The sequence below is a fragment of the Pseudomonas sp. MH10 genome, assembly GCF_034353045.1.
Taxonomy (GTDB): Bacteria; Pseudomonadota; Gammaproteobacteria; order Pseudomonadales; family Pseudomonadaceae; genus Aquipseudomonas.
In genome coordinates, this window is record NZ_CP133783.1 from 5,009,203 (window position 1) to 5,021,580 (window position 12,378).

The 12,378-nt window shown below is 57.5% G+C and carries 9 protein-coding genes and 1 pseudogene; 5 read left to right on the top strand and 5 right to left on the bottom strand.

Features of this window, described 5'->3' with window-relative positions:
* Window position 1 precedes the first annotated feature (1 nt).
* Window positions 2-865 (top strand): DUF3034 family protein, encoded by an 864-nt coding sequence (locus RHM59_RS22630; protein WP_322165857.1) that lies wholly within the window; start codon window positions 2-4, stop codon window positions 863-865.
* Between the two features lies 1 nt (window position 866).
* The gene (locus RHM59_RS22635) at window positions 867-1,286 is read left to right on the top strand and encodes a group 1 truncated hemoglobin (RefSeq protein WP_322165856.1); all 420 of its coding nucleotides are present in this window, start codon (window positions 867-869) and stop codon (window positions 1,284-1,286) included.
* Between the two features lie 259 nt (window positions 1,287-1,545).
* Here the strand turns inward: RHM59_RS22635 and RHM59_RS22640 are convergent, their stop codons facing one another.
* Window positions 1,546-3,987, bottom strand: a complete 2,442-nt coding sequence (locus tag RHM59_RS22640; protein WP_322165855.1) for a glucose/quinate/shikimate family membrane-bound PQQ-dependent dehydrogenase — start codon at window positions 3,985-3,987, stop codon at window positions 1,546-1,548.
* Window positions 3,988-4,409: 422 nt separating this feature from the next.
* On the opposite strand from RHM59_RS22640, the gene RHM59_RS22645 reads away from it, so the two are divergent.
* Both RHM59_RS22645 and RHM59_RS22650 read left to right on the top strand, forming a co-directional pair.
* Window positions 4,410-4,634 carry a VF530 family protein gene (locus RHM59_RS22645; protein WP_322165854.1) on the top strand — a complete coding sequence of 75 codons (225 nt, stop codon included), beginning with the start codon at window positions 4,410-4,412 and terminating at the stop codon, window positions 4,632-4,634.
* A gap of 38 nt (window positions 4,635-4,672) precedes the next feature.
* Entirely contained in the window at window positions 4,673-5,341 is a 669-nt protein-coding gene (locus RHM59_RS22650) for a Pr6Pr family membrane protein (protein WP_322285476.1), read from the top strand.
* A gap of 45 nt (window positions 5,342-5,386) precedes the next feature.
* Here RHM59_RS22650 and RHM59_RS22655 read toward each other — a convergent pair whose 3' ends face one another.
* The 3 genes from RHM59_RS22655 to RHM59_RS22665 all read right to left on the bottom strand — a co-directional run bounded on the left by RHM59_RS22655 (window position 5,387) and on the right by RHM59_RS22665 (window position 9,974).
* Complete coding sequence (locus RHM59_RS22655) at window positions 5,387-6,184, bottom strand: siderophore-interacting protein (RefSeq protein ID WP_322165852.1); 798 nt, start codon at window positions 6,182-6,184, stop codon at window positions 5,387-5,389.
* Window positions 6,184-6,768, bottom strand: coding sequence for a PadR family transcriptional regulator (locus RHM59_RS22660; protein WP_322165851.1), 585 nt, complete (start codon window positions 6,766-6,768; stop codon window positions 6,184-6,186). The genes RHM59_RS22655 and RHM59_RS22660 overlap by 1 nt, the downstream gene beginning before the upstream one ends.
* 80 nt (window positions 6,769-6,848) lie before the next feature.
* A complete protein-coding gene (locus RHM59_RS22665) occupies window positions 6,849-9,974 on the bottom strand; it encodes a transglycosylase domain-containing protein (RefSeq protein WP_322285477.1) in 3,126 nt (1,041 codons plus the stop codon).
* A 431-nt stretch (window positions 9,975-10,405) separates the two neighbouring features.
* Between RHM59_RS22665 and RHM59_RS22670 the strand changes: the two genes are divergently transcribed.
* The gene (locus RHM59_RS22670; protein ID WP_322165849.1) at window positions 10,406-11,827 is read left to right on the top strand and encodes an amino acid permease; all 1,422 of its coding nucleotides are present in this window, start codon (window positions 10,406-10,408) and stop codon (window positions 11,825-11,827) included.
* Window positions 11,828-11,934: 107 nt separating this feature from the next.
* Here RHM59_RS22670 and opgC read toward each other — a convergent pair.
* Window positions 11,935-12,162 (bottom strand): annotated as a pseudogene (gene opgC / locus RHM59_RS22675) (OpgC domain-containing protein); the annotation flags it as partial.
* Window positions 12,163-12,378: the final 216 nt, after the last annotated feature.

Here is a 12,378-nt window from a genome sequence, read left to right on the forward strand (position 1 = left end):
TATGCGCGCTCGTCTGTGTCTTTGGTTGGGTTGCGTATCGGCATTGCTCAGCGTGTGCGCGCAAGCCGATCAAGGTCGGTTGATTGCCACCGCAGGCGCCAGCAGCATCGAAGGCGCAGCGGGTGGAGGAATCACGCCGTGGGCGGTCTTAGCCGGTTACGGCGAGGCGGGCGAGTGGGGCAGCACGGTGTTCGCGACCCATATCGATTTGCCGGACTACGCCCTGGATGTAAAGGGCTTGGCCGTTGCCTTCGATAACCGGGTCGAGATGTCCTATGCGCGCCAGCGCTTGGACATAGGATCGCTGGCGAGCAAGTTGCACCTTCCCCAAGACAGTTTGAATCAGGACATTTTTGGACTGAAAGTGCGGTTGTTTGGCGACGTTATTTACGACGAGCTGCCCCAGGTTTCGCTGGGCCTGGAATACAAGCATCAGGACGATTTTCTGGTCCCGACGCTTGCTGGCGCCAAACGCGCTTCAGACGTCGAGGGTTACCTGACGGCCAGCCGTTTGTTCATGGGCGCGGCGTTTGGCTACAACCTGCTGATCAATGGTGGCGTACGTTACAGCCGCGCCAACGAACTGGGATTGCTGGGCTTTGGCGGTGATCGCAATGACACCCGCAGCGTGCTCAAGGAGGGTTCCGTCGCCGTGTTATTTAACCCGCGCTGGGCGCTGGGCATGGAATACCGCGAGAAGCCGCACAACCTGTCGTTCTCCAATGAAAGCGACTGGAAAGACCTATTCGTGGGTTACTTTCCCAATAAGCACCTGTCGTTCGTGTTGGCCTATGCGCGGCTGGGTGAGATCGCCACCCTAAGCAATCAGAACGGCACGTATTTGTCCGTGCAGGGAAGTTTTTAACATGCGCCTGTTGCCGTGGATGCTCATTGCCGTGCTGGCTGGCTGCGCGCAAACGCCGGCCCACGATGACAGTCTTTACCTCGCCTTGGGCCAGCGCGCCGGGCTGCAACGCATCGTAGAGGGCATGCTGCTGAACATTGCCAAAGACCCGCGCATCGTCGAGCACTTCAAACGCGTCGACATCGTTCGTCTGCGCGATAAGTTGGTGGAGAAATTCTGCGTCGAAACCGGCGGCCCTTGCCGCTACAGTGGTGACAGCATGGCCGAAGTGCATAAAGGTCAGCACTTGACCCGCAGCGACTTCAACGCCCTGGTGGAAGACCTGATCGACGCCATGGATAGTCAGCACATCCCGGTGCCAACGCAAAATGGCTTGATCGCCAAGCTGGCGCCGTTGCGTGGCGAAGTTATCGAGAAATGAGCCGCCGCCGATTACCGTGGGAGTAGGCTTGCCTGCGAAGAGGCCCGCCATCGCGCCGCTGATGTCGACCTCAAACATAGAATCTCCCACAGAGTGCACGCTAGAAACCGTGGGAACGAATTCCTTCCTATCGGGAAGCTGTGTTTCAGGCGCACCGAATCCTGCTCTATCGCCAATACGTTCGTACAGACGGGTTTCATGAAATCAAAAAAAGGCGGCCACCTCTCGGTAACCGCCTTTTCATTGACCGTCTGAGGGATTAATTTGGCAGTTTGAACGCCAAAATGTAATCGCCTTGTTTAGTCCCCAATGAGCCATGACCACCAGCCATGACCAGCACGTATTGCTTGCCGTCCTTGCCGGTGTAGGTCATCGGTGTGGTCTGACCGCCGGCTGGTAGGCGACCTTCCCACAGTTGCTTGCCGTTACGAACGTCGTAGGCACGCAGGTACTGGTCGAGGGTTGCGCTGAGGAAGGCTACGCCACCTTTGGTGATGAAGGTCCCGCCCAAGCTTGGTACGCCCATGGTCAGTGGAATCGGAATCGGCGAGCTATCACGCACGGTACCGTTCTTGTGTTTCCAGATCGTGGTGTGGTCGGTCAAGTCCACCGCAGCCACATAACCCCATGCCGGCGCTTGGCACGGCAAGCCCAAGGGTGACAGCATCGCTTCGAGGATTACGCCATACGGCGCGCCTTTGTTCGGCTGCACACCTTCGGTTTCACTTTTTCGGCCAGGGCCGCCAGCGATGTCGGCTGCCGGTACCAATCGTGATTTGAAGGCCATGTAGTCCGGGTTAACAAACGCGATCTGACGCACCGGATCGACTGAAATACCGCCCCAGTCGAATACGCCAAAGTTACCCGGATACACAATCGAACCTTGCAGCGATGGCGGGGTGAACGGGCCGTCATAGCGCATCGACTTAAAGTCGATCCGGCACAGCATTTGGTCAAACGGTGTCACGCCCCACATGTCGCGTTCTTTCAGCGGCGGTGGCATGAAGTTCAGGTCCGACTTGGGTTGAGTAGGGGACGTATGATCGCCAGCCACTGCGCCTTGTGGAACCGGAATTTCATTGATAGGCACGACCGGCTGACCGTTTGTCCGGTCCAACACATAGATGCTGCCCTGCTTAGTTGAAGCGAGTACCGCTTGCTTCATACCCCCTGCGGTTTTGATGTCCATCAGCGTTGGCTGGCCGCCAACGTCCATGTCCCACAGGTCGTGGTGGGTGAACTGGAACGTCCAACGCACGTGGCCGGTGTTGATGTCCAAAGCGGTCAAGCCCGCGCTGAATTTCTCCGACTCAGGGGTTCGATTGCCGCCCCATTGGTCAGGCATCTGGTTGCCCATCGGCAGGTACAGCATGCCGAGCTTCTCATCCACCGCGAACATCGACCACATGTTGGGCGAGTTGCGGGTGTAGGTTTTGCCCGGCGCAATAGGCGTGGTGTCGTTCGGGTTGCCGCTGTCCCAGTTCCAGACCAGGCGACCGGTGTGAATGTCAAACGCACGAATGACGCCGGAAGGCTCGTCGGTGGAAACGTTGTCCGTTACGTGGCCGCCAATCACCACCAGGTTCTGCGTCACAGCCGGTGGCGACGTGGAGTAGTAACCGCCTGGGGCGAAGGTGCCAATGTTGGCGCCCAAGTCGATGGAGCCTTTGTCACCGAAGTCTTCGCACAGTTTGCCGGTGTCGGCGTTCAATGCGATCAGACGGGTGTCAGCAGTCGGCAGAAACAGACGGCGCGGGCACGCGTTGGCGGTTGCGGTGGCAACCGCCGGTGCTGCCGGACTTTGCCCCGGAACTGCGGCAACAGCAGGGGTCGGAGCGGCCGCGTAAGCAGCGTCATCGTGGTACGCAACACCACGGCATGTCATGTGCGCCCAACCTTTGAAATTGGCCGCTTTTTGCGTGCTGATTTTCGGATCGAAACGCCACAATTCCTTGCCGGTATCCGGGTCGAGCGCGATCACCATGCTGTGCGGCGTGCAGACGTACAGCATGCCGTTGACCTTGAGCGGGGTGTTCTCGGCGGTGGTCTCACCTGGGTCATTCGGCCCAGGAATATCCCCGGTCCGATACGTCCAGGCCGGAACCAGCTTGCCAGCGTTTTCGGGGGTGATTTGTGCCAGCGGTGAATAACGGTCACCGAACGGTGTGCGACCGTAGGACTGCCAGTCACCGTCGGGCATGGCCGGCGCGGCGCTGGTAGTGCCTGCGGTTTCACGGTCCAGCTGACCTTTGATTTCGCCCGGGTTAGTGAATTGGCTGGCCAGCGCGGCCAAGCCAGCGAGGATCACCGCCAGGCTCAGGGCCCGAGTGCCTGTCGCGGTCGGTGGACCGCTCGCCATTAGCGGACGGCGGAACCATGGCAACAACAGCACAATCCCCATGGCGAACCACAGTGCTAGGCGTGGAACCAATTGCCACCAATCCAGGCCCACTTCCCACAATGACCACAATGTACTGGCGAACAGTACCAGTGCGTACAAGCCCAATGCAGCGCGACGCCCCATCATCAACAGCACGCCGGTAATGGCAATGCCGATACCTGCTATCAGGTAATACAGAGAACCGCCCAACTGGGTCAGTTTTATCCCGCCAGCCAACATGGCTAAGCCCATTAGCAGAAACACCAGCCCGAGCAATGTCGGTAACCAGCGGGTTCTGCTTAAAGCACCGTCAGTGCTCATAGTGTGTTTCTCCATGACAATTAAGGATCGCCGCTGCATTCGTTATGCTTGCTTATGAACCTGGTTCAATCAGATTCGCGCTGATAAAAACCATCGGATTGAATCGCTGGGGAGCACGTCACAGTGATCAGGATCCACCGGGGTTTGTTCATAGGCATCGCGGGGTGCGCAGAGTTCAGGACTGTCGTGCATAAAGGCCAGTATTTGAACCGGATTAATCGATTCAGCAGCGATCGGTGAGGGTAGGGAATTGAGTCTGCGAAAAAAAGCCAGAAATGTGACAGGGTCCATTGCCAGTTCAGTAACAGTTCGAATCGGTCCCTGGCACATTTGGTCCTTTCCGTGGACTAAGGCCTCAGCTAAGGTGCGCACCCCGAGGGATGCTTCTCTCCCCTGTTTCAAGGAAAGGTCGGAGGTTCAGCATGACGACATCCAACAACAATCCCCTGCATGGCGTAACGCTGGAGCAGGTTCTAACTGCGCTGGTGGCCCACTACGAATGGTCAGGGTTGGCTGAGAAAATCGATATTCGTTGCTTTAAAAGCGACCCCAGCATTAAGTCGAGCCTGACGTTTCTGCGCAAAACCCCATGGGCGCGTGAACGGGTTGAAGGTTTGTACCTGAAATTGCAACGCAGCAAGGGCTAAGCGCTTGCGCTTGGTGTCACTCGAAATCAAGGACAACCATGACACTCAGTCAACACCCCCAGTTGGCGCGAGGGGCCCATCGATTTGCCCTCATCGCCGCCATTCTGGGCTGGTCCGCATTGGCCATTCAGCTCTACTTGATCTTATTTGCCCGCTGGGTTGACCAAGCCAGCCTGTTAGCCGGAGTAGTGCGGTTCTTCAGTTTTTTTACCGTCACGACCAACACCCTGGTGGCAACTGGATTGACTTGCGCGATCGCCGCCAAGGACTCATGCCCCCATCGATTTTTCCGCACGCCGTGGGTGAGCAGCGGCATCGCCGCGAACATCGTGCTGGTGAGCATCGCGTATAACGTGCTGCTGCGCCCGTTGTGGCAACCCCATGGTGTGCAGCGGGTTGCAGATGAGTTACTGCATGACATCTTGCCGGTTCTGTTTCTGTTGTATTGGTGGCTGTACGTTCCAAAAGGAACCCTGCGCATCAAGCATGTGCTGCTTTGGGTCATCTATCCGCTGGCGTATTTTGCCTATGCCTTGCTTCGTGGCTATTTGATCAGCGACTACATGTACCCGTTTATTGATGTCAGCAGCTTGGGTTATCCACAGACGTTCGTTAATGCGCTGGGGGTGTTGGTGGGATTTCTGCTGATTTCGGCTGCGTTGGTGGTGGTTGATCGACTGAAAGGCCGGACACAAACTCACCTGTAGAGCCAACGTGTTGGCTCCTACAGACATGCGTACGAATGATGGGGGTCACTCTGCCTCACCCTCCACCCGCCAGTAGCCCGACGTTTTCACCAGCGCTTCACTGAGACCAAACTCGTTCAGCAACACCCGCCGGATTTTGCGGGACAAGGCCGCTTCGGTGGCGACCCAGGCGTATAACTCGCCCTCCGGCATTTCCAGCTTGCGAACGACGTCGACCAGGTTTTGCTCGCTGCGAACCACCCAAATCACGTCGACCTGCGCAGCGCTGTTGAAGGTCTGCTGTTCAGCCGAGTCTTCGATTTCCATGACGACCAACGCTGCACGGTTAGCCGGCAGGCTTTCTACGCGACGGGCAATGGCCGGCATTGCGGTTTCATCACCGATCAACAAGTAGCTGTCGAAGATATCCGGCACGATCATCGAGCCGCGTGGGCCGGCAACGTGTAGAAATTGTCCCGGTGTCGCCTGAGCTGCCCATGTGGCGGCAGGGCCTTCACCGTGAAGCACGAAATCAATCTCCAATTCGCCAGCCTTCGGGTCGTAACGCCGAGGCGTGTAATCACGCATCGCCGGGCGCGGGCCGTCATCGGGCGCACCGGGAACAAAGGTGTCCAGCACGGCCTGCTCTTCCGGGGTTTGGGCGAAGATTAATTTCACATGATCATCAGTGCCCAGGCTGATGAAGCCTTCGAGTTGCGGACCGCTAAAGGTCACGCGGCGCATGCGGGGCGTCAGGTCCACGACCCGGATGACCTCCAATGTGCGGCGTTTGATTTCATGGCTGACACGGTGAATGCCTTGCGGCTGAGCGCCTTGTTGAGTGAGCGATGGCTGTGAATTCATCAAGACTTCTCCGGGATGTCTAGCGGACCATCGACGATGGCTTTGGCGGTGTTGTTCAACAGGTCGCGCACCCGCAGGATTTCTTCTTCGTTCCAGCGCCCATGGTGCAGTTGCAGCGCATGCCGCAGGTTATGCACCGCCTCGTGTATTTCCGGTGGCCGATCATGGCCGCGTAGCGAGCGTTTGCTGACGTCGATGCGCATCCGTACGCCGTCCAGCGCAATGGCCTGATCAGCCAGTGATTGGCGACCGGCGTCGGTCACGGTGTAGTGTTTTTTGCCACCGATTGCATCGCCGAGGATCAATTCGCTTTCCTCAAGAAACGTGAGCGTCGGATAAATCACACCGGGGCTGGGGCTGTAGGCACCGTCGAACATGCCTTCAATCTGACGGATCAGGTCGTAGCCATGGCAGGGCTGTTCCGCGATCAATGCCAGCAATAATAATTTGAGGTCTCCGGGGGCGAAGACGCGTGGGCCACGGCCGCCGCGTTCGCGACCTGGACGTTTTTCGAAACCATCTCGGCCGTCACCGTGCTCGCGGTGCTGGGAATGGTGGCGGGGGTGATCACCTGTCTCTCTCATTTTTCTTTGTCCCTTGCATAAGTTAGATATACCTTAAGATATATCTTAACTGCTGTGCAAGCTCCAAAGACGAGCGGTTCTTATTGAGTGCTGGCTTGCAACGGTGGGGCTGGCACCTGGCATTCGGTGCGGGTGCCCGGTGTGAGGTAGGGATTAAGAATTGGCGCCATGCCCTTAAGCACCTGTACCGGCAGCGCTGAAGTGAATTTGAACGCTTCGGCTGCTCGTCCTGGGACGAACGCAGTCAAGGTGCCGAAATGGTTGTCGCCGATGTAAAACACGAAGGTTGCGGTGCGGTTGATGGACTTGGAACCCAAGATCCTGCCGCCTGCGCCGATGCTTTCTAACCGGTTATCACCGGTGCCGGTTTTGCCGCCCATGGCCAGGGTGCTGCCGTCGGCGAGTTTGAAACTCCCTTGCACACGCTTCGCGGTACCGGCGTCCACCACCTGCGACAGCGCTTCACGCATGGCCGTCGCCACTTCCGATGGGAGCACGCGTTTGCCCAGATCGGGATTGCTGATCAGCTGAGTTTCGTAAGGCGTTCCGGCTGCGAAGTGCAGGCTGTCGATGCGTAATACCGGCAGGCGAATGCCGTCGTTTTGAATGATCCCGATCAGCTCGGCCAACGCGGCCGGGCGGTCGCCAGAGCTGCCAATGGCCGTCGCCAACGAGGGCACCAGGTGGTCGAACGGGTAACCCACACGCTGCCAGCGTTTGTGAATATCAGTGAACGCTTCGATCTCCAGCATGGTCCGAATCCGCGTATCCCGAGCACTCTTGTGACGGCTCTTAAACAGCCAGCTATAGACTTCCTGGCGCTCCATTTCGCTGGCGGCTACCACCTCCTTGAACTGCGCATCCGGGTGCTTTAATAAGTAACCCACCAACCATAGGTCCAGTGGGTGGACCTTGGCGATAAAACCCTGGTCCGGCAGGTTATAAGCGCCCGGTCCGTAGTTTTTATACAGTGCGTCGAGGCGCGTGTCGGTCAACGTGTCGGTGGACACTTTGCCCACGGCCAAATGCGCGCGAACGAAGGCGTTGAAGGTGTCCTGATTGGCTTCAGGTAACAGGTAACGATGGACAGCGGCCATCCGAATCGCTGTGGGATGGATGCTGTCGAGGAACGTCGCCAAGCGCTCTTGGGTGGACTTGCCCTTGTAGCGTTTCCAGAAGCGCAACAGGTACACCGTACCTTCGCGGTCTGCGAATTGACTGAGGTATTCCTGGCGATGAGGATCGTCATCGTCTTTAAGTAATTGGGCGCTGCTGCTGGGCGATTGATAGATGCTGTAGCGCACCAGATCACGCATCAGCCGAATGAACGGCAAGTTGATCGACTCGCGTAACGCGTCGCGCAAACTCGGGCTGCGGCCGTTGTCTTCGTTACGGAAGTTATGAAAGTGATGCATGCCGCCGCCGGTAAAAAAGCCTTCGTCGGGATTGGCGGAATATTGCCGATCCAGCGCTGCCGCGAGCATGGTCGACAGGTTCTGGTCCTTGTTCTGGATCAGGTAGTCAATGGACCAGCGGGTCAGTCGATCAGAGTCGTCAACCGGGACTTTTTTCAGCGCCGAAAGACTTTGCCCCGCGTAGCGCTGGTGCAGCTCGGAGATGATTTCCAGGTACGTGGTGAGCACGCGCATTTTAGCGGTGGAACCCAGTTCCAGCTTGCTGCCCTCGTTGATGTCGAACGGCTGGTCAGTGCTGTCGGTCTGCACCCGAACCCGTGAGCCGTCAGGATCGCGCTCGAACAAGGTGAAGCTGTAACGGACCTGCGCGGTGTTGGTCGGGGTTAACAAGTGATCGCCGATCAAACCAAGCTTTCCGGCGAAAGCGGGGTCCGCCAGATTTTGAAGGTATTGGCTGACGCTGGTTTGCAGGCTGTTTTGCAAGGTGCTGGTGGCTGCGAGGTCGAGTCGGTCGAGGTCATACAGCGGCCGATCGAGCAGCGCCGATAACCGGGTGCGGGCGACGCTGATGCCTTTGTCGGTCTCGATGAGCTGGATCGTCGGTTGCTGCGCCCAATCGCGGTACGTCACTGCACTTGCCAGCGCCGCCCCGGCGAGCGCTTGATCAATCACACCATTGTGCGCCAGCAGACGAATATGGCTGTCGGTCAACTGCGCTAATTCCTCGCGGCCTCGGGTCAGATAGTGGGAAGGCCGGCGTTGGGCGATCACCAGCGACAGCACCTCACGCAGCGCGAGACCGCGCTCGGCCAAGCTTTTTCGATCCCCGGTGCTAGCGCGTAGTTGCTGATTGATCACGTCGAAATCAGCCCCGTACCACACCCGCAAACCTTCAGCCAAACCATGCACCTCGCCATGCCCGGGCACCGCAGACAGCGGCACACTGTTGAGGTAGTCCCGGACCACACGTTGCCGGGCGTCCATGGTTTGCGGGCCGGTTTGATAGGCGCGGACACTGGCGGAAATCATCTGCCGCAGTTTCTCGGCTCCCGACTGGGTCAGACCATCAGGGGAATGACGGTATTTTTCGAGCTGCGTGGCCAAGGTACTGCCGCCTGCGGATTGGCCGCCCAAGGCGAACAGCTTGGCCACTTGCGAGATGGCTGCTTTGGCAAATCTTGGCCAATCGACAGCAGGGTTGGCCCGCGGTTGTTTTGGATCAAGCAGGTCCCGGTTCTCGATAAACAGCAGGCTGTTCACCACCAGCGGCGGGATGCTCGTGAAATCTGGGTACAGCTGCTGGGGGTAAACAAATTGGTAGAGTAAAGACCCTCGGCAGTCGGTAATCGACAAGCCCGCCTGAATTTTCTCCTGATACGGCACGAAAAATCCGCGTTGGCTATAACCGAGAAGGTCGGGTGAGAAGCGTACTTGCTGAGTGATCAGGTAGTCGCGCTTGAGCAGGCGAGGCAAAAACTCTCCAAGCGCGGAATACCCCAAGCGTTTGTCGAAAGGGCCGTCTCCGGGATAGGCGATTGCGTTACTCGGCCCTTTTTGCATCGAGTAGCCGAGTTCGTTGCTGAAACGGCTGAACTCCCGTGCTTGTAGCATGGAGCTGTGGATCTCCGAAGAGACAGCGAAACCCAACGCAACCAAGCCAATGAACAGCAACAGCCAGAGCAGACGCCAGCCGTATCGTTTACGACGTGGACGTTTTGGCAATGAAGCGTCATCAAGACTATCAGCAGCGACTGGAGTCTTCTTCGAATCGGAGTGCCATAAAACGCCCATATCGATTGGCCCGGTTAATCGTGTTAATCGCACCTGTTACAAGCGTAGACGCTGGCCGCCGCCGCTGAAATATTTGTGGCGTGGAGCGTGTACGACTTTTGGATAAAACATCTTCAATATCAAAGCGCTATCAGTGTTTTACGTTAGGCTAATGTCCGAAATAGGAGGAATAAAGCGTCCAAAACCATTGCTTTGATATATCCGCCTGCCAAACCAGCCTATGTCATGACTTATCGCTGAATAGAAATGTTTATACAGTTAAAACAACTGGCTTCAGATTTTTATACTGCGCGCCCAATGCCGCGAGTGTTAACCACACCTGAATCGGCGTTGTTGTTGGTCGAGGCGTTCAGATGCGGTGCAGGGGGGTGCCCCGCCGGGTTTGAACCGTTGACTGACTACATCCAATAACAATACGAGGTTGTAAATTTATGCCAGTCGGCAAGCAGGCTTTGCAGGCAGAGACCGTCCAGGGCGGTCCTCTGAAACGAGAATTGGGCGAGCGGCACATCCGCCTAATGGCTTTAGGCGCTTGTATTGGCGTCGGGCTTTTTCTGGGGTCGGCCAAGGCGATTCAGATGGCAGGACCGGCGATCATGCTGTCCTACATCATCGGTGGCCTAGCCATTTTGGTGATAATGCGCGCCTTGGGTGAAATGGCCGTGCACAACCCAGTTGCTGGTTCGTTCAGCCGTTACGCGCAAGATTACCTGGGTCCGCTGGTGGGTTTTCTCACTGGCTGGAACTACTGGTTCCTGTGGCTGGTGACCTGCATCGCGGAAATCACCGCCGTCGCGGTATACATGGGCGTCTGGTTCCCCGACACCCCCCGCTGGATCTGGGCGCTGGCCGCCTTGGTAAGCATGGGCACCGTCAACCTGATCGCCGTCAAAGCCTTCGGCGAGTTCGAATTCTGGTTTGCCCTGATCAAGATCGTCACCATCATCGCCATGGTCGTCGGCGGCATTGGCGTGATCGCATTTGGCTTCGGCAATAATGGCGTCGCGCTGGGCATCTCTAACCTGTGGAGCCACGGTGGCTTCATGCCCCACGGCGTGCAGGGCATTTTCATGTCATTGCAAATGGTCATGTTCGCCTACCTCGGCGTCGAAATGATCGGCCTGACCGCTGGCGAAGCAAAGAACCCACAGAAAACCATCCCCAGCGCTATCGGTTCGGTGTTCTGGCGAATTCTGCTGTTCTACGTCGGCGCACTGTTCGTGATCTTGTCGATCTATCCCTGGAGTGACATCGGCACCCAAGGCAGCCCGTTCGTGATGACCTTCGAGCGTTTAGGCATCAAGACTGCGGCAGGTATCATCAACTTCGTGGTAGTGACCGCTGCGTTGTCTTCCTGCAACGGCGGGATTTTCAGCACCGGTCGCATGCTCTACAGTCTTGCGCAAAACGGCCAGGCCCCCCGGGGTTTTGCGCAAACCGCTGCCAATGGCGTACCTCGGCGCGCACTGCTGCTGTCGATCTTCGCCTTGCTGATTGGCGTGCTGCTCAACTACCTGGCGCCGGAAAAAGTCTTCGTCTGGGTCACTGCTATCGCCACCTTCGGCGCTATCTGGACCTGGGCCATGATCCTGCTGGCGCAAATTAAATTCCGCCGCAGCCTGAGCAAAACCGAAGTCAGACAACTCAAATTCCGCATGTGGCTATGGCCGTTCAGCTCCTATCTGGCGCTGGCCTTCCTGGCATTCGTCGTCGGCCTGATGGCGTACTTCGAAGAAACCCGCATCGCGCTCTACTTCGGCCCCGCGTTCCTCATCGTGCTGACGGTGTTGTACTACGTGTTCAACCTGGCACCAAAAGATCGAGTGGTGGGTGCGGCAAGGACTGCGGTCTAGGGTTTGGTTGAACTAGGAGGCGACGCGGTACTTCAGAAAAACTGCGTCGCCTCCGAATTTCTGTAGGAGATCCGGCCCGTCCCCGCCGTACCCACCTGCATCGGTCATACATCTCCAGCCAGTGCATTAGCGATATCAGCCAGCGGTGCCAACAAAACGCCCAGGCAGAAAACCTCCAGCGATTAGCACCCCATGCGCGATGTTTGTTGGGCGGGCCAGTTGTTAAGCCATGTCGCGCCGATGGGCAGCAGTTTCGCGGTGCAGTAAGCCAAGGCCCGCGAGTGCAGCAGCCGAACAGGGGAGAGGTCGGTTTTGCTAATTCGGTAAAGCGCGTCAGCAATGGTCACGCTGGTGAACTCTTGAGCGTTTTTCAATAAGAATAGGCGCGCGACCAGAGAGGTTCCGGGCCGCGCATCGGCGGCGCGCAGAATGTCTCAAAAGCTGTTGGTCGGAAGAGTGGGAACCTCGACTACAATTTCGATACTACTGTTCAGTCGGTCTAACTATTTTGCGTTAGCGAGAAACCGAAGTAGACAGGGTGTGCAAGCTGG